The 17777-nt window shown below is 61.4% G+C and carries 17 protein-coding genes; 6 read left to right on the top strand and 11 right to left on the bottom strand.

From position 1 onward, the window contains the following. Positions 1-21 precede the first annotated feature (21 nt). The 3 genes from I3J13_RS22005 to I3J13_RS21995 form a co-directional block, all read right to left on the bottom strand. Positions 22-783 (bottom strand): RES family NAD+ phosphorylase, encoded by a 762-nt coding sequence (locus I3J13_RS22005; RefSeq protein WP_196380228.1) that lies wholly within the window; start codon positions 781-783, stop codon positions 22-24. Then, complete coding sequence (locus tag I3J13_RS22000) at positions 743-1126, bottom strand: MbcA/ParS/Xre antitoxin family protein (RefSeq protein WP_020813119.1); 384 nt, start codon at positions 1124-1126, stop codon at positions 743-745. Before I3J13_RS22000 ends, I3J13_RS22005 begins: the two co-directional genes overlap by 41 nt. Before the next feature lie 108 nt (positions 1127-1234). Next, positions 1235-1657: an organic hydroperoxide resistance protein gene (locus I3J13_RS21995; protein WP_003509379.1), complete on the bottom strand. Its 423-nt coding sequence runs from the start codon at positions 1655-1657 to the stop codon at positions 1235-1237. Positions 1658-1849: 192 nt separating this feature from the next. On the opposite strand from I3J13_RS21995, the gene I3J13_RS21990 reads away from it, so the two are divergent. Next, positions 1850-2308 (top strand): MarR family winged helix-turn-helix transcriptional regulator, encoded by a 459-nt coding sequence (locus tag I3J13_RS21990; protein ID WP_020009598.1) that lies wholly within the window; start codon positions 1850-1852, stop codon positions 2306-2308. Positions 2309-2363: 55 nt separating this feature from the next. On the opposite strand, the gene I3J13_RS21985 is transcribed toward I3J13_RS21990, so the two are convergent. Next, complete coding sequence (locus I3J13_RS21985; protein ID WP_003522229.1) at positions 2364-3089, bottom strand: L,D-transpeptidase; 726 nt, start codon at positions 3087-3089, stop codon at positions 2364-2366. Between the two features lie 155 nt (positions 3090-3244). Continuing rightward, positions 3245-4153, bottom strand: a complete 909-nt coding sequence (locus tag I3J13_RS21980; RefSeq protein WP_196380227.1) for a L,D-transpeptidase — start codon at positions 4151-4153, stop codon at positions 3245-3247. Between the two features lie 167 nt (positions 4154-4320). On the opposite strand from I3J13_RS21980, the gene I3J13_RS21975 reads away from it, so the two are divergent. Continuing rightward, positions 4321-7026 (top strand): heavy metal translocating P-type ATPase, encoded by a 2706-nt coding sequence (locus I3J13_RS21975; protein ID WP_196380226.1) that lies wholly within the window; start codon positions 4321-4323, stop codon positions 7024-7026. Positions 7027-7179: 153 nt separating this feature from the next. After that, the gene (locus I3J13_RS21970; protein WP_196380225.1) at positions 7180-7962 is read left to right on the top strand and encodes a glycosyltransferase family 32 protein; all 783 of its coding nucleotides are present in this window, start codon (positions 7180-7182) and stop codon (positions 7960-7962) included. 85 nt (positions 7963-8047) lie between these two features. Here I3J13_RS21970 and I3J13_RS21965 read toward each other — a convergent pair whose 3' ends face one another. The 4 genes from I3J13_RS21965 to I3J13_RS21950 form a co-directional block, all read right to left on the bottom strand. After that, positions 8048-9013: an alpha/beta hydrolase family protein gene (locus I3J13_RS21965; RefSeq protein WP_059754015.1), complete on the bottom strand. Its 966-nt coding sequence runs from the start codon at positions 9011-9013 to the stop codon at positions 8048-8050. A 171-nt stretch (positions 9014-9184) separates the two neighbouring features. Continuing rightward, the gene (locus I3J13_RS21960) at positions 9185-10810 is read right to left on the bottom strand and encodes a cisplatin damage response ATP-dependent DNA ligase (RefSeq protein WP_196380224.1); all 1626 of its coding nucleotides are present in this window, start codon (positions 10808-10810) and stop codon (positions 9185-9187) included. A gap of 1 nt (position 10811) precedes the next feature. Continuing rightward, positions 10812-11822 (bottom strand): ligase-associated DNA damage response exonuclease, encoded by a 1011-nt coding sequence (locus I3J13_RS21955; RefSeq protein WP_196380262.1) that lies wholly within the window; start codon positions 11820-11822, stop codon positions 10812-10814. 265 nt (positions 11823-12087) lie between these two features. After that, complete coding sequence (locus I3J13_RS21950; protein ID WP_031234360.1) at positions 12088-13617, bottom strand: MDR family MFS transporter; 1530 nt, start codon at positions 13615-13617, stop codon at positions 12088-12090. A 141-nt stretch (positions 13618-13758) separates the two neighbouring features. On the opposite strand from I3J13_RS21950, the gene I3J13_RS21945 reads away from it, so the two are divergent. Beyond that, the gene (locus I3J13_RS21945) at positions 13759-14274 is read left to right on the top strand and encodes a MarR family winged helix-turn-helix transcriptional regulator (protein WP_003522221.1); all 516 of its coding nucleotides are present in this window, start codon (positions 13759-13761) and stop codon (positions 14272-14274) included. Between the two features lie 82 nt (positions 14275-14356). Next, positions 14357-15016, top strand: a complete 660-nt coding sequence (locus tag I3J13_RS21940; protein WP_059754022.1) for a glutathione S-transferase family protein — start codon at positions 14357-14359, stop codon at positions 15014-15016. 179 nt (positions 15017-15195) lie between these two features. Here I3J13_RS21940 and I3J13_RS21935 read toward each other — a convergent pair whose 3' ends face one another. Both I3J13_RS21935 and I3J13_RS21930 read right to left on the bottom strand, forming a co-directional pair. Beyond that, complete coding sequence (locus I3J13_RS21935) at positions 15196-15816, bottom strand: glutathione S-transferase family protein (protein ID WP_196380223.1); 621 nt, start codon at positions 15814-15816, stop codon at positions 15196-15198. A 134-nt stretch (positions 15817-15950) separates the two neighbouring features. After that, entirely contained in the window at positions 15951-16949 is a 999-nt protein-coding gene (locus I3J13_RS21930; protein ID WP_196380222.1) for an asparaginase, read from the bottom strand. A 73-nt stretch (positions 16950-17022) separates the two neighbouring features. Between I3J13_RS21930 and I3J13_RS21925 the strand changes: the two genes are divergently transcribed. Next, the gene (locus tag I3J13_RS21925) at positions 17023-17775 is read left to right on the top strand and encodes a DUF3750 domain-containing protein (protein ID WP_196380221.1); all 753 of its coding nucleotides are present in this window, start codon (positions 17023-17025) and stop codon (positions 17773-17775) included. Positions 17776-17777 lie beyond the last annotated feature (2 nt).

Raw genomic sequence — 17777 nt, 5'->3', positions numbered from 1 at the left:
GTCTTGAAAAGCAAACGCCCGTCAGCCCAAAAGGCTGGCGAGGCGTGGATCGCCGGCGAAATCCAAAATCGCAAAACCCGTTCTGCGCATCGGAAATTCGCAGAGCGCCTGCACCCCCGTTTTCGACAGGTGGATACGCCAGCTCATCCGTTCCACCGGTGTCTTCGCGGCAAAAGCCTTCGGCGACAGAACAGCGATGTTGAGGCCGCCGGCGGGGTCGCGGACCGAGCGATAGAGGATAGCCTCGATCTTCGCCAGACGCGCCTGATCGGCCAGCGCCTGGCACGGCTCGTAATTCTGCAGATCGGTCCACAGACGAGCATCCCGGCTCAGTTCCGGTTTCGTCAGGTTGAGTGCGGCATCGGTGGCGATACGGGCGGCGAAGGCGGAATAGTCGGCGGGATTGGCGGGCAGCGGCGTGCCCGGCGATTCGGCATAAAACAGCAGCCGGTAAAAGGCCATTTCGGCGAGCGCCGTCTCCACTTTCTGGGCGGCGTAATAAACGCCTTCGGTATAGCCCGCGCGGCGGAAGCGCGAACCATGCGGATAGGCGGCTCCATACCGGAAGGGCGTGGCGAGAAGATAATCGAAACCGGCGCATTCCGGCGGAAACGGCCGCTTGCTCGTCTCCAGAATATCTTCCAGCAGCGATTGCTCCTCCACCGTATCCACCAGTTTCATGGTGGATACCTGATGCTGCGCTTCCACCAGCCGCCAGTATTTTCCCGATACGGCGCGTTTTTCAGACAGGAGCGCGGCGGGCGTCCAGATAGGAGAGGACATCGATCAATCCGGTAATGGTGGTCAGTTTGTCAGCAGGCACGGCGTTCAGCGCAACATTGTGATTGCGCAGCCAGTTTTTCGCCACGGCCTCATCGCCGCCGGCAATCGCATCCAGCGAGCGGAAAACCCGGATTAGCAGCACCGCAAGCTCGAAGGATTTGGCGCCCGGCTCCAGCAGGAAATCGAGCCGTTTCATGCGCGACACGGTGGGGGCGGAAACGCCGAGAATATCGGCCGTGCGCGCGGCATTCAGGCCCAGCCGCTCGGCGGCGGCGATAACGGCCTTGGTGACGACCCTGCCCTGCGAGGCGGGATCCATGGCGCTCTTGGCGTGAATATTCATGGCGCATATCCTTTCCTTGGAAAGAATATAGCATTTTTCTTTCTGAAAACAAGAAGGCCGGGATGAACCCGGCCCCATTGTTCAGATAGCTTACTCACGCGAATTGGATCAGGCCACCGAGACCGGCACTTCCGTGGAGGTGCGCATGGCGTGGCTGTACGGGCAGACGATGTGAGCGGCGGCAACCAGCTTTTCGGCGACTTCGCGCTCGACGCCCGGAATATTGGCCTTCAGCGACACTTCGATGCCGAAGCCCCCGCCGTCTTCGCGCGGGCCGATGCCGACGGTTGCCGTCACAGTCGTGTCTTCAGGAATCTTTACCTTTTCCTTGCCGGCGACAAATTTCAGCGCGCCTAGGAAGCAGGCGGAATAACCGGCTGCGAAAAGCTGCTCCGGATTGGTGCCACGGGCGCCATCGCCGCCCAGCTCCTTCGGAACGGTCAGCGTCACGTCGAGAACGCCGTCTTCCGACTTGGCGTTGCCGGCGCGGCCACCGGTGGCGGATGCTTTGGTCGTGTAGAGAATGGGCATGACATTTACTCCTTCGGGTTGGTGTTGGGCATCTTATAACGCACAATTAAATTGTTCGCAATATAGTTTTGCGCATTGAATGAAATTTTGTTTTTTGCGATAATTTTCACGAAATTTCGCCGCGCATCCATGCGGCAGGAACCGAAAGCGGGGGCTGATTGTTCCCTTCCCGGTTGATTTTGGAGCAGGAAAATGGACGCAGAGGGCGACGAAAAGAAAATGGAAAGCCTATTGAGGCTGGACCAGCAGATATGTTTTGCCCTTTATGGCGCGGCACACGCCTTCACGCGCGCCTATAAGCCGCTGCTCGACCCGATCGGGCTGACCTATCCGCAATATCTGGTGATGATGGCGCTATGGGAAAAGGAAACATCCACCGTCAAGGCGCTCGGGGAAATGCTGGGCCTCGATTCGGGCACGCTGTCGCCGCTGCTGAAGAGGCTCGAACATGCGGGGCTGATTACCCGCAAGCGCGGCACGGTGGATGAGCGGCAGGTGCTGGTGGCCCTGACGCCGAAGGGCGCAAACCTCAAAAAAGAGGGCGTGAAGATCATGGCGGCAATCGGCAGCGCCACCGGCTGCGGGCTGGAAGAGCTGGTGCAGATTCGCGACCGGGTGAATGCGCTTAAGGACAGTCTCAGCCGTCCGTAACCCCAAAAAGAAAAAGGCGGCACAGGGCCGCCTTTTTATTCGAAGCGTTTTCGGCTTACTGCCAGACCACGACACGCGCCTTCTGCGGCACGCGGTCGTAAAGATCGATGACGTCCTGGTTCATCAGGCGCACGCAGCCGGAGGAGACGGCCTTGCCGATGGAGTTCCATTCCGGCGAACCGTGCAGGCGGTAGAGCGTATCCTTGCCGTTCTGGAAGATATAAAGGGCGCGTGCGCCGAGCGGGTTCTTCAGGCCCGGCGGCATGCCGCCGTTCTTGGAGGAATATTTGACCAGTTCCGGCTGGCGGGCGACCATTTCGTCCGGCGGGGTCCATTTCGGCCACTTCTGACGCCACTGGATGACGCCCTCGCCCGACCAGGCGAAACCTTCGCGGCCGATGCCGACGCCGTAACGCATGGCGCTGCCGCCCTGCTCCACGACATAAAGGAAGCGCGAGCGCGTATCGACAACCACGGTGCCGGGGCGTTCGCCGGTCGGGTCGACAACCCGCTGGCGGTAATAACGGCGGTCGATTTTCTGATAGGGGACAGCGGGAATGACGTAACCGCCATCCTCAACCGAGCCGTACATGACGGCCAGTTCCGCATCGCTGACGCCCGGCGAGAACATCTGCCGGAAATCGCTGCCGATGGCGCTTGCCTGCTGGCGAATGGCGCCTCCCGGACCTGATGAGGCACAGCCTGCGAGAAGCGAAGCGGAGGAGATGCCGAGAAGGGAAAGGAAGGTGCGTCTGGAAAGATCTGTGTCGGTGCTTGTCATAAGGCCGGTTTGTCCCACATTTCGAACGGCTATATCGCCGTTGTACGTCATTTGTTCCGTGTCATGCGTATTGCGAAAATAGTTAACCGACCGCTAAAAGCCAGTCACAAGGCGCTGGCGGAATGGGTCCAATATCTCTTTCTTTTAGAACGTGTTCAGATAACCACAATCTGCGCCCCTTGCGGCACACGCTCGTAGAGATCGATCACATCCTGATTGAGCATGCGCACGCAGCCGGAGGACGTCGCCTTGCCGACGGATTGCCAGTCCGGCGTGCCATGCACGCGGTAAAGCGTGTCCTTGCCATCCTTGAAGATATAAAGCGCACGCGCGCCGAGCGGATTGTTGAGACCGGGCGTCATGCCGCCATTGGCGGCGGAGATGGAGGCGAGTTCCGGCTGGCGCTTGACCATTTCATCCGGCGGCGTCCAGCGCGGCCATTTCGCCTTCCACTGGATCTTGCCCCGGCCCGACCAGGCATAACCGTCGCGCCCCAGCCCAACGCCGTAACGGATCGCCTTGCCGCCGGACTGCACGAGATAGAGAAAATGCTGTCTGGTATCGACGATAATGGTGCCGGGGGCTTCCGCCGTCTGGTAGCTCACTTCCTGCCTGAGATAACGCGGATCGATGCGGCCATAGGGAATGGCCGGCAGCGAGCGGTCCTCATCGCGGATCGGGCCATACATGACCCGGTGCAGCGGATTGGAGACCGGCAGGCCATAGGCCATCGTCTGGCCCTGCGGCTGCTGCGCGTTAAAACCCTGCACCTGCGGGGCTTGCAGCCCCTGCCCGCGCACCGGCGGACCGTATTCCTGATGGAAGCGGGTTCTGAACAGATCCGGCGGGCGCGTCGAAAGCTGGCCCGGCTGCGGCGGCAGTTCCGGCTGGCGATTGGAGCTGACGGAGTTGAAATTGAATACCGGCGCCGTTTCCCTGACGAAAACATCCGGGTCCATCCGGGTCGTATCCGTCACGAAAAGGCAGCCGCTCATGAGAGGCAGCAGGGCAAGCCCGACCAGAGAGGCCGCCCGGCGACCGTTTTTCAAAAGGAGTGCTATCATCTGAACCGCTTCATGGAATCCAATCTGCCGGCATGATGAACCGTGCGGCTGGCGCGAAGCTGGCGTCGGTTTTTCAAAAAAAATCGAAAAACTGCATTTTTGCTCTTGAAGCTCTAGTTGCTAGAGGTGCCAGATTGGCTGTCGACTGGAATTCAGGAGCGGAAACCATGAATATTTCGACAGGCATAAACATCAAGGGCAAAGACGGCGAGCAACTGACCTTCTCCGTTGGCGGCATGGATTGCGGCAGCTGCGCGGCGAAAATCGAAACCACGCTTTCCCGCCTGCCGGGCGTTGCCGACGTCAAGGTTTCCGTTGCGCGCGAAAGGCTGAACCTTTCGCTGGCCGAAAGCAAAACCTCGGTCGAAAAAATCGAAGACACGCTGCGCAAGCTCGGTTTCAAACCCGCTTTGCTGCCGCAGGAAAAAGTCTCCCGCGCAAAAGTCGAGGCGGATCATCACGGCCACGACCATGATGACCACGATCACTCGTCCTGCGGCGGCCACCATGCCGATACCGGAGCGAGCGCCGACAACAGCAATGCGCTGACCTTTTCGGTCGGCGGCATGGATTGCGGTAGTTGCGCGGCCAAGATCGAGACCGCGCTCTCCCGCCTGCCGGGCGTTGCCGACGTCAAGGTTTCGGTTGCGCGCGAAAGGCTGAACCTTTCGCTGGCCGAGAGCAAAACCCCGGTCGAAAAAATCGAGGACACGCTGCGTAAGCTCGGATTCAAACCGGCCCTGCTGCCGCAGGAAAAGACCGCAGATCACAATCACGATCATGACCACGGATCATGCGGCGGCCATCACCACGATCACGATCATTCAGATCATGACCATTCGGGGCATGACCATTCCGCGCACGATCACGCGTCCTGCGGTGGGCATGACCATTCTGGTCATGATCATTCCGGCCACGACCATGCGGGCCATTCGCATGGTTCCGCTCCGGCGGCTGCAGTGCAGAGCGGGGAAGTAGGACATGCCCATGGTGCGGATGAAAAAGGCGCGTGGTGGCGCACCGCAAAGGCGCGCAACACCTTCACCGGCACCGTTCTCGTCGCCATCGCCTATGCGGCGGAACTGAGCTTCCCGGCATGGGGCGGTTACGCCTTCATCATCGCCACGCTGGTCACGCTCTTCCCCATCGCGAAGAACGCCTTCAACGCCGCCCGTTTCGGCGCGATCTTCACCATCGAAATGCTGATGACGATTGCCGCCATCGGCGCGATCATCATCGGCGAGGCGGAAGAGGCGGCCATCGTCGTGTTGCTCTTCTCCGTCGGCGAATTGCTGGAAGGTTTCGCGGCTGCCCGCGCCCGCTCGGGCATCAAGGCGCTCGGTTCGCTGCTGCCGAAAACGGCTCTGGTGGAGGAAAACGGCGCGCTGCGACAGGTCGCGGCCGATCAGGTGCGCATCGGCCAGGTGGTCGTGGCGCGTCCCGGCGACCGCATCGCCGCCGATGGCGTTGTCATGGAAGGCCAGTCGAGCGTCGACGAATCGCCGATGACCGGCGAGAGCATTCCCGTCGCCAAGGAAAAGGGCGCACGCGTCTTTGCCGGCTCGATCAACCATGACGGCTCGCTGCGCATCCGCGTCGACCGCGCACCGGAAGACAACACCATTGCCCGCATCATCACGCTTGTCGAGGAAGCGCAGGATGCGCGTGCGCCGACCGAGCGCTTCATCCAGAGCTTCTCGCGTTATTACATGCCGCTGATCGTGGCGATCTCGGTGCTGACCATCATCGTGCCGCCGCTTGTCGGCCTCGGCGACTGGGATACCTGGATTTATCGCGGTCTCGCCCTGCTGCTGATCGGTTGCCCCTGCGCACTGGTCATCTCGGTTCCCGCGGCCATCGCCTCCAGCCTTTCGGCAGCGGCACGCCACGGCATGCTGGTGAAGGGCGGCGCGGTCATCGAAATGCTGGCGCGCACCGAAACCGTCGCTTTCGACAAGACCGGCACGCTGACGCTCGGCGAACCTGTCGTGACCGATGTGGTGGCGCTGGACGGCAACGAGGCCGAGCTGATTGCGCAAGCCGCAACCATCGAGCACGAATCGAGCCATCCGCTCGCCCGCGCCATCGTCAATCATGCCGAAAAGCTGGGCGTGAAGCCCCTGCCCGGCTCCAACATCAAGGCGATTTCCGGTCGCGGCATGCAGGGCAATGTCGGTGGGAAAGACCTGTTCATCGGCGCACCGCGCTTTGCAACGGAAGTCGGCACCCTCTCGAAGGAACTGGCCGATCGCATTTCCGCACTGGAAAGCGAAGGCAAGACGGTGGCTGTCGTGATAGTCGGCGGGGCGGCAAGCGGCCTTTTCGCCATGCGCGATGAGCCGCGCAAGGATGCGGCGGAAGGCGTGAAAGCGCTGAAGGAGATGGGCATTTCCTCGCTGATGCTGTCGGGTGACAATGCCCGCACGGCGCGTGCCATCGGCAACAAGCTGGGCCTTGAGGCGCGCGGCGAATTGCTGCCGCAGAACAAGGTCGAGGAAATCCGCAAGCTTGCCGAAAAGAAGACCGTGGTGATGGTGGGCGACGGCATCAACGATGCGCCGGCCCTTGCAGCGGCCAGCGTCGGCGTCGCCATCGGTTCCGGAACAGACGTGGCGATGGAAGCGGCGGATGCGGCGCTGATGCGCAACAATGTCGGCGACGCCGCCCGCTTGATCGGCCTGTCGCGCGCCACCATGCTGAATATCCGCCAGAACGTGACCATCGCGCTCGGCCTGAAGGCGGTCTTCCTTGTCACCACTGTAACCGGCGTTTCGGGCCTGTGGCTCGCCGTTTTCGCCGATACCGGTGCGACGGTTCTGGTCACCGCCAATGCCATGCGGCTGCTAGGCTATTTCAACCGCAACAAGGGCTGACATTCCATTTGCGTGCAAGACGGCCGGGTCTCGTCAATCGAGGCCCGGCCGTCTCATTTACGGCATATTGACAAACTAATTGCGTCCAATAAATACCGCGTACCGCCGTTTCCACGCGCGTGACAATCGATTCCACGCGCAGGAGCGCTGAACTTGGCAAAGCATGGCTATAACCGCATCGCGTACCGCGCGATCAAGATCGGTGGAAACATCGCCAAGGTCATCTTTTCCATCGATTTGTTCATCCGGCCCGGCAGAAGAAAGACGCTTCCGCAGTTTCAGCCTGCCAGACGCAGCCCGAAATCGGAAAAGGCCATTCCCCGCATCATCTGGCAGACGAATTACTCCAACCGGGTAACGACGCCGATCTATGCGAATTTCCTGTTCAACCGTTGGCTGACGCCGGAATTCGAATATCGTTACCATGATGACGAGGCGTGCCAGACCTATATCGACCGGCATTTTCCCGGACGTTACGCCGACGCCTTCCGTCGCCTGCAGGTGGGCGCCGCCAAGGCGGATTTCTGGCGTATTCTGGTGCTGCTGCAGGAAGGCGGCATTTATCTCGATATCGATTCCAATTTTGCGGCCCGCCCCGAGGATGTGATCGGCCCGCAGGAAGAGGCCGTTTTCATCGCCATGAAAAGCGGCGAGATCACGAACTACTTCATGGCCTCCAGGCCCGGCCACCCGGCGCTCAGGCTGATGGCCGACCGTATTTCCCAGAATATCGAAGACGGAACGCTCGCCAGCGTCTACGACATGACCGGCCCGACGGTGGTGCATGCCGTCGTCAAGGAACTGGGGCTTCCGGTCCGCAATTACCGCGAGATGTGCACCCAGGGGCAGTTCACCAACAAGCGCGCCCAATATGCCGACAAAAAAGACGGCGCATGGTGGGCGGAGCAGGCCAAGACGTCCATCGTCAAGAACTAGGGCATCTCCGGTAAACGTGCGAAGCGGTTTGGCCGGACCTGCTCCTGAACCTCAGACGTTCCTAAACAGCGGCACAGTTTGCATTTCAGACGAAGGCGTTGAAAAGGCGGATGCTTTCCTCGACCGCATGCGGCACCACGCCAATATGGGTGCCGGGCAACAGCTTCTTGTCGACCTTGAAGCCGGATGTCAGGGCGCGATCCACGAAAAGCTGGTGATCGGCATCGAAAGGCCGCTCCTCCGTGCCGCGCAGAAGCAGCGCTGGACATTTGAGGCTGGGTCCGAAGCAGACGGAGGAACGCATGATGAATTCGCGCTCGTCGGTCTCGTCGAAGCATATCTCGTCGCTATAGCGGTTGAAATAACGCCAGGAATTGACGCCGGCGGAGATGGGGGCTGCGGCGCGGAACCTGCGGCTCATGGCGGCCAGAAGCGTCAGCGTGCCGCCATTGGAATGGCCGGCGATGAAGAAGCGGTTTCTGTCGATGCCGGGAAGGTTTTCCAGATAAGTGGCCGCCGCCAGCGCATCCGCCGTTTCGTCGTAGAAACCGGAATAATTGCCGCTTTGGCCGTTTTCACCACGGAAGGACGGCAGAAGCACGACATAGCCCGCTTCCCAATAGGGCTTCATCAGCGCCCAATGGCCGTCTCCGGTGGCGTTGCCGCCGTGGAGGAAAAGTACGGCGGGTTTCAACGTTTTTGACGGCTGGTAGTGGGAGAGCCAGGCGACAAGTTCGATGGAGCCATCCGGCCCGCCGGGATAGGTGACACGTTCCGCCCCGGGCGGCGTGCCGAGCGCCGAGGATTTTTCCGGCGCAGCCATTTTTCGCAAGAGATGGGTATGGAACCGTTTGCGCGCCTCCGCATAATCCTGCCGCTCCAGCGGCAACACCTCGGGCGCGGCAACGCCCGCTTTCGCACGCAGCGGTAAAAATGCGGCCGCTGACAGCCCCATGGCGCCGGCCAGCAGGCTTCGCCGCGTCAGGCTCGGCAAGATGGTGCCGCTCTCTTCCTGTCCGAAGGCTGAGGAAAGAAAGCGTTTGTCTGCCATATGGTCACCTGAAGGGATGGTTGTAACAGCAGTTCAACACTGCGGCGGGAGGCTGTCCAATCACGGATTCGCGAATGACAACAATGTATTCGCAGCCATCATGGCAATTTCTGGACAGCGTCTTCCCCGTTCCCGTGCCTGCCACGGAGGATGAGGGGGCGGCCAAGGCACCTACCCCTCGACGCCATCGATCATCGCCACCAGTGTCGAGAGCCTGTCCGCCTCCGCCGGCAGCTTGTCGGCGCGCAGCCGCGCAATGCGCGGGAAGCGCATGGCGACGCCGGATTTGTGGCGGGTGGAACGGTTGATGCCCTCGAAGGCCACCTCCAGCACGAAACCGAAATCCGGCGTGGCGCGCACCGCCCGCACCGGGCCGAAACGCTCGACCGTATTGTCACGCACGAACTTGTCCAGCACCTCCAGCTCCGCATCGGTGAAGCCGAAATAGGCCTTTCCGACAGGCACCAGCTGTTCGCCATCCTCGCCTTCCGCCCAGACACCGAAGGTGAAATCGGAATAATAGCTCGACCTTTTGCCGTGGCCGCGCTGCGCATACATCATCACGGCGTCGATATTATAGGGATCGCGTTTCCACTTGAACCACGGCCCCTTGGCGCGGCCGGCCTGATAGGCGCTGTCGCGGCGCTTGATCATCACGCCCTCAATCACCGGATCGGGCGGGGCGGCGCGCAGCGTGTCGAGTTCCTGCCAGCTGGAAAAGCCGATCAGCGGCGAGAGGTCGAAACGGTCATGCGGTGCGTACTCGATGATATCCGACAGGCGGTCACGGCGTTGCAGATAGGTCTGCGCGCGAATGTCGCTCTCGCCATCAAACAGCAGGTCATAGGCGCGGATGAAAGCGGGATAATCATCCTGCATCTTCGCTGTCACCGTCTTGCGGTTCAGCCGCTGCTGCAGGTCGGAGAAGGTGCGGGTGAGATTGTTGGAGCGCGCTGTGCCACCAATCAGCAACTCGCCATCCATCACGCCTTCGAAGTCAATCGCGTCAAGAACATCGGGAAAGGCGCCGGAAATATCGTCGCCCGAGCGGGAATAGAGTTTTCGCGTGCTCCCGGCGCGGGACAATTGTACGCGAATGCCGTCCCATTTCCATTCGGCGGCGTAGTCGGCCGGGTCCAGCGCATCGAGGTCGCCATCGGAAACCGGTGTCGCCAGCATGACCGAATGGAAGATGGCGGGCGTCGCCAGTACCGGACGATCGGACTTGCCCTCCAGCCAGGCGAAAAGCGGCGTATAGGGCGGCGTCAGCCCGTGCCAGAGAGTCTCGATTTCGGTGATGTCTTTCCCGGCGAAATCCGCCAGCGCCTGCCGGGCCAGCCGCGCCGAAACGCCGATTCGCAGGCTGCCGGTGGCGAGTTTGAGGAAAGCGAAACGCGAGGATGTATCGAGCCGGTCGAGAAGATCGCGCACCGCGCCACGCACCTCCGTGCGGCCGAGCGAGTTCATCAATGTGACGACGTCGCCGAGGCGCGGGTCCTGTGCCTCGGCGTCATCCGCGCCGCCGATATTGCCCCAGACCAGCGATATGGTCTCGGCCAGATCGCCGACATAATCATAGGAATAGCGAAACAGCACCTCGTCCATCCGCTCCAGCACGAGTTCGCGCAGCAGGGCGGGTTTGACGCTTTTCAAGTCCAGCGTGCCGGCGATCGCCGCAAGCCCGTAACCCCGGTCGGGATCGGGCGTATCGCGGAAATAATCGGTCAGCAGCTTCAGCTTGCCGTTGCGCGAGGGGGTGAGAACGAGACGGTCGAGCAGCGTGGCGAAGGCTTTCATTTCAATCCCCCTCATCCTCGTAACCGACAAGATGCAGCGGCTTGGCGGCAATGCCCTGCAATTCGCACCAGCGCACCAGCGCCTCCTCGCGGCCATGGGTGACCCAGACGGCCTGCGGGGAAATTTCCCTGATCGTCTCCAGAAGTTCCGGCCAGTCGCAATGATCTGATATGACCAGCGGCAGCTCCACGCCGCCCTGTTTGGCGCGTTGCCGCACCATCATCCAGCCGGAAGCAAAAGCGATGAGCGGTTCGTTGAAGCGCCGCGCCCAGCGTTCCTGAAAAGCCGAGGGCGGACCGACGACAATCGCGCCCTTGAAGGCGGAAGGATCGCTTTTTTCGAGCGTTGCCGGGCGCAGATTGCCGAGATCGATGCCCTGCGAGACGTAATAATCGCAAAGCCGCGCCAGCGCGCCGTGAATATAGATGGGGTCGGAATAACCGTTGTCGCGGAGCAAGCGGATGACGCGCTGCGCCTTGCCGAGCGAATAGGCCCCGACAAGATGGGTCCGTTCGGGAAACTGTTTGATGGAGGTGAGCAGCTTGCCGATTTCCACGCGCGGCAGCGGATGGTGAAACACCGGTAGGCCGAAGGTGGCCTCGGTGATGAAGACATCGCAGGGAACGGTCTCGAAGGGCGCGCAGGTGGGGTCGACGCCGCGCTTGTAATCGCCAGACGCGACGATGCGCAGGCCGTTCATTTCCACCGAGATTTGCGCCGAACCCAGCACATGGCCGGCGGGATGGAAACCGACGGTGACGCCATTCACCTCCACCCTCTCGCCGAATGCGACCGCCTGCTCGCTGCCGCAGAAATCCTCACCGTAACGGATACGCATGATATCCAGCGTCTGGCGTGTGGCCAGCACCGCGCCATGGCCCGCGCGGGCGTGATCGGAATGGCCATGGGTGATGAGCGCCCGCGCCACCGGGCACACGGGATCGATATAAAAATCGCCCGCCGGACAATAGAGACCCTTGGGCGTGGAATTCAGGAGCTGTTCCGGCTTCATATTCATTGAGATAGGGCCGCCCGCGTGAATGTAAAGTGCTGCGAGCATAACGCGGAACGGGCGTTAAATTTCCAGTGGGGGTGCTTTTGTTTTGTAAGCATCTCCCGTCATTCCGGCCTTGAGCCGGAATCTAGCAGCCGCGCGTCTGCGCGGCGGGACGAGCTCTCTCAGCCCAAGGACTTGGGCTGACTGGATACCGGCACAAGGCCGGTATGACGGAGGAGAGGTTTCAGCACAAAACCAGCGTTCACAACTGCCTACCTGCCTACTCCCCCGCCCCTTCGGCCGGCTTTGCCTGCACCGCCGCCGGCAGCCGCACTGGTTTCAGCATCAGCGCCGCCGCAAGGCCGATGGCGGCGGTTGCGGCTGCGGCGAAGAAGAGCGGCGTAAACGCATCCGAATAGAGCGAGGCGACGGCGGCTTGCGAGGCGGCCGGGAGTTCGGAGAGCATTTTCGGCGTCAGTTCCTCGATCTTGCCGACACCGGGAATATCGACCGCCACGCCCTTGAGGCTCGATGAGACGATGGCGCCATAGACCGAAATGGCAATGGCTGCACCACCCATGCGGGTCAGCGTTACCGCGCCGCTCGCTGCACCGATATCCGCCTTGGGCGCGGAATTCTGCACGCCGATGATCGGTGCCTGCTGGCCGAGGCCGACAGCAAAGCCTTGTGCCAACATGAGGACCGCAATCACCCAAAGCGGCGTTCCGGCATGCATCTGCGTGAAGAGCAACATGGCGACGAGGTTGATGGAAAGGCCCGCCACCGAGAAGGGCTTGTAGACGCCGGTGATCGAAATCAGCCGTCCCGCCGAAAGCGAGCCCATAACGATGCCGCTGGTGACGGCGATGAAGAACAGGCCGGCATGGGAGGGCGAAAGCCCGGTCGTGGTCTGCAGAAACAGGGCATAATAATTGACCATGCCGATACCGATGCCGCCGCTGGTCAGCGAGACGATCATCAACAGCGGAAAGGTGCTGTCCTTGAAGAGACGCAGCGGCACGACCGGTTCCGGCGCGCGGCGCTCCACCTGCACCCACAGGAAAGCGGCGATGACGGCGAAAGCGATGATGCCGAGGCTGGGGCCTGCGATCAGCGAGCCGAACAATTCGCTGCTGTCTGCCCAGAAGACCACGCTGGCAATGGTGGCTGCCAAGAGGACCGCGCCGAGATAATCGATCTTCGGCTGGCGGGCCGGACGACGGTAGGGCAGCATCAGCGCCAGCCCTGCAATGACGATAATGCCAAGCGGCAGGTTGATGAGGAAGATCGACCGCCAGCCGAACAGGTCGCTCATCGTGCCGCCGAGGATCGGGCCGACGCTGCCGGATGCCATGATGGTGAGGCTGGAATAGCTCTGGTAGCGGGCGCGCTCGCGCGGTTCGAACAGATCCGCATTGACGGAGAAGATCGACACCATGATGCCGCCGCCACCAAGCCCCTGCAGAACGCGGGCGGCAATCAGCGAATCCATCGACCATGCCAGCCCGCAGGCGAGCGAGCCGAGCGTGAAGATGACGACCGCCGCGATCATCACATATTTGCGGCCGAACAGATCGCCGAGCTTGCCATAAACCGGCATGACCGCGCTGGTCGCCAGAAGATAGGCCGAGCCGATCCAGCCGAAACGTTCCAGCGCGCCGAATTCGCCGACGATGGTTGGCAACGCTGTCGATACGATCTGGTTATCGAGGGTCGCCATGAACATGGCCAGCATCAGGAACAGAAAGACGATGAGCCTGCGCCGATGATCCGACACAAGCGGCGCCACGGGGGCGGTGGACATATCCATGAAAAATCTCGTTGGCTTCCGGCAGTTTTGCTGCGACAATTTGTGTGCTATTAGCATATATATGTCAATGGCAAGTTTTTGACATCTGTGTTAATGCCGCTAAATGTGATCGGAAAACAGCATCGAAAGGGACGATGAAGCGTGGCGACTGAGGAAAACTGGAACGAGGATCTGCCCGAGGACATCAAGCGGATCGGAAATACGATGACGCGCATGCGCATCATGATCGGCCGCCGCATCATCGGCCGCATGGCGCTTGCCAAGCTCGCTCCGGGTCTCGAACTCTCCCATATCGACGTTCTCGATATTCTGCGCCGCGCGGAAGGCGATGTTACCGTGGGTGCGATTGCCGAGGGCATGCGCATCGACCCTTCCCGCGGCAGCCGGGTGGTGGCGGACATGGTCGGGCGCGGCCTGCTGAAACGCGGCGTTTCCCAGGAGGACGGCCGCCGCAGCATTGTCGAGATCACGCCGCTCGGCACCAGTCTTTTGCAGGAAATGCGCCGGACCAAGATGAGCGTCATCGAGGACGTGATGGATGGATGGCCGGCGGAGGATGTGGAGACATTCGCACGCCTGTTCGAACGTTTCATCGACCGTTTCGAATATCGCCTGTCGCCGGATACGGACTTCTTCACGGATCAGAAAAAATCATAGCTGCCCCGACGATCTGCAACTTCACTTTAAAACGACGAAACCGTAACGTGCCGCGCATCGAACTGGTCAAGGGGTAATTTCGATGTTGACGATTTACGGTGTCTACCGTTCCCGTGCCACGCGCACGCTGTGGCTTGCGGGTGAACTGGGCATAGAATTCAAGCATGTGCCTGTCATACAGGCCCGCCGCCTTGCCGATCCGCTGGCTGCGGATGCGCCGCTCAACACGCTGTCTCCCGCATTTCTCGCCGTCAACCCGATGGGCACCATTCCCTGCATAGAGGATGACGGCATGGTGCTTTACGAATCCATGGCCATCAATCTCTACCTTGCCCGCAAATATGGCGGACCGCTCGCCCCCATCGACCTGAAGGAAGATGCGGCGATGCTGCAATGGTCTTTCTTTGCCGCCACTGAAATCGAGACCAATTCGCTGAAGATTTCCTCCGCCATCGCCGAAGGCCTGTCGGAAAGCGATAGCGGCAAGGCCGTGATCGATGTTGCCGCCCGCCTGCTGAAACGCCCCTTCCGGGTGCTGGAGCAGCATCTTTCCAGCCATGATTATCTGGTGGGCGACCGTTTCACCGTGGCCGATCTCAACGCGGCGGAAATCGTTCGTTACGCGCAGGGCCACAAGCCGCTGTTCGATGCCCATCCGGCGTTGAAGGCCTGGCTGGATCGTTGCCAGGCCCGCACGGCGTTCAAGACCATGTGGGACAGCCGGGCCGCCGAGGCGGCCTGAGCGGGAGAACATTCCGCGCTCCTTCTTTCTCCACCCTCATTCCTGTGCTTGTCACAGGAATCCAGCCGACGCGCGTCTGCGCGGCGGGGAGAGTTCTTTCAGCCCAAGGACTTGGGCTGGCTGGATCCCTGTGACAAGCACAGGGATGAGGGAGGAGCACAAGACCGAGTTGGAGCCTCTCAGCCCCTCTCGCCCGCCAGCGCCCGCTGCACCGCCGGGCGGTCGTTCATGCGGCGGAAGTGGTCGTGCACCTTCGGGAAGCGGGCAATATCCACCCCATCGCTTTCCAGCCAGCCGGACATGACGAAGAGATAGGGATCGGCAACCGAATAGGCCGTACCAAGAACCCAGGGACCGTGCAGCATGCCGTGCTCGATCAGTTCGAAGCACTCGCCCATGGTCTGCGGCACTTTCGCCTTCATATCGGCCAGCGAACTATCCTCATTCGCCCAGCGGCTGCCGCGCCGGCCATGCGCGTGGGCGACATGCACGGTGGAGGAAATGAAGGCGTTGAAGGACTGCATCAGCGCGAATTCGAAGGGATCGTCGAGCGGCGTGAGCTTCTTTTCAGGCGCCATCTGCGCGATGAAGGCGAGGATGGCGGGCGTCTCCGTCAGCACGCCGCTTGCCGTGGCCAGCGCGGGCACGCGGCCCTTCGGATTGATCTTTAAAAATGCCTCGGAGCGTTGCTCGCCCTCCGCGAAATTGACGCGGTGGGCCTTGTAAGGCAGGCCGGATTCCTCAAGCACGATATGGCTGGCGCGGGAGCAGGAACCGGGGGAGAAGAACAGTGTGAACATGGATATGCGACCTCCAAAGCAATGAAGCGCCCGTTTCTTCCTCATGCGGACGCCGCCCCTCGGCGGCCATGGGATGGCCGTCACACGCAGGGCACGTCATCATCGTGCCCGCAACCGGCCGCGTCAAAGGTTATTTAAAGCCCGACGACGCGGACATCGCCGACATGGATGCCGTTCCAGTTGCGCATCTGCCGGTTCGCCATGCCAAGCAAAGCCTGCTGCTCTTCGCTGCCTTCATCGAAATAGCGCGCAAGCAGTGCCGAAACCATGGCTTCCGCCGCACGCGTCGTGCCGTCTTCGCATTTCACCGCCATGGCAATGCCCTTTTCCGGCAGGGCGGCGACGAAGACGCCCTCCGCGCCGGTCTTTGCGAAGATTTTTCCCGGCGCGATCTGCATCAGTTTCGTGCAGGCGCGGCCGGTGCCCGCCACGTAAAAGGGCTCCGCCATGCAGGCCTCGATGAGACGCTGTGAGGCTTTCGCGCGGCCCGCTTCCAGCCCCCTGCCCGTCGCCATCTTCGCGAAACCATGCGCAAGCCCTTTGAGCGGGACGGCATAGGTGGGGATGGAGCAGCCATCCACACCGCAATTGTCATGGCCGAGCGTCGCACCCGTCAGGCTTGCCATCGTGGCGCGGATTTCCTGCTGCAACGGATGATCGTAACCGACATAGCCCTTGGGGTCGGTGCCGGTGTGGCAGCAGGCGCAGATGAAGCCCGAATGTTTGCCGGAGCAATTATTGTGAAGCGCCGTCGGCTTTTCCAGCGTGCGGGCCTGATGGATGATGGTTTTCTGGTCGGAAGACCAATGCGCGCCGCATTCCAGCGTATCCACATCCCTGCCCGCTTTCGCCAGCATCGAAGCGGCGAGCTCCACATGCGCGTCCTCACCGGAATGCGAGGAACAGGCAAGCGCCAGTTCGCGGTTGCCGAAGCCGTAGGCATCCGCAGCACCGCTTTCCACCAGCGGCAGCGCCTGCATGGCCTTGCAGGCGGAACGCGGGAAGATGCCGCGCTCGATATCGCCAGCCGAAAACAGCACGCCGCCATCGCCATCCACCACCACGGCAAGGCCCTGATGGCGGCTTTCCACGAGGTTGCCGCGGGTGACTTCGACGGTAACGGAATTGTTCATTTTCGCAGCCTCAAAAAATTCTGATTTCATGTGGTTGATACCGCAATTGATTTTTCGATGCACGGGGCTATCAGTGAAATTTGCAAAACGTCTGCTGCTGGCGATTGCCGTTATCTATCTGCTTCCCGCACTGGCATCGGCCGGGCTGTGGGCCATGCGGGACCATCCGCAGGGCTGGCGCGATGCCCGCTGGTCTTCGTCCGGCGTCCTTCCCCAGGCGGACGCCGATGAACAGGCTGCGGTCTACGTGTTTTCCGCCATGACGGGCGGCTTCAAGGGCTCTGTCGCCAGTCATGCCTGGATCGTGCTGAAAAAGCCGGGCGCGAAAGCCTATGACCGCTATGACAAGGTGGGTTGGGGCACGCCGATCCGCCGCAATGGCTATGCGGCGGATGCCTTCTGGTATTCCAACACACCGCGCCAGGTGGTGGCCATTCATGGCGCAGAGGCGGAAAAGCTGATCCCGAAGATCGAAAAGGCGATTGCCGATTACCCCTATGGCCGGCCGGGCGGCTATCGCATCTATCCCGGCCCCAACTCCAACACCTTCGTCGCCCATGTGCTGCGCAGCGTGCCGGAACTCGGCGTCGTGCTGCCGCCGGATGCCGTGGGCCGCGATTATCTGCCGGACGGCGCGTTTTATCACATCGCCGATGACTGGAAGGATGTAAGCTTTTCGCTCGGCGGCCTGTTCGGCATTTCGGCGGGTGCGCGCAGCGGTTTCGAGATCAATTTTCTCGGTCTTGTCGCCGGCATCGATTTCAGCCGGCCCGGCGTGAAGATACCGGGGCTCGGTTATTTCGGCGTGGCGGGCATCCGCGCGTAAGC

It is taken from the genome of Agrobacterium leguminum, from assembly GCF_015704895.1.
GTDB lineage: Bacteria > Pseudomonadota > Alphaproteobacteria > Rhizobiales > Rhizobiaceae > Agrobacterium > Agrobacterium leguminum.
The sequence above is the reverse complement of the archived record's forward strand: the minus strand, read 5'-3'. Positions and strand labels throughout refer to the sequence as shown.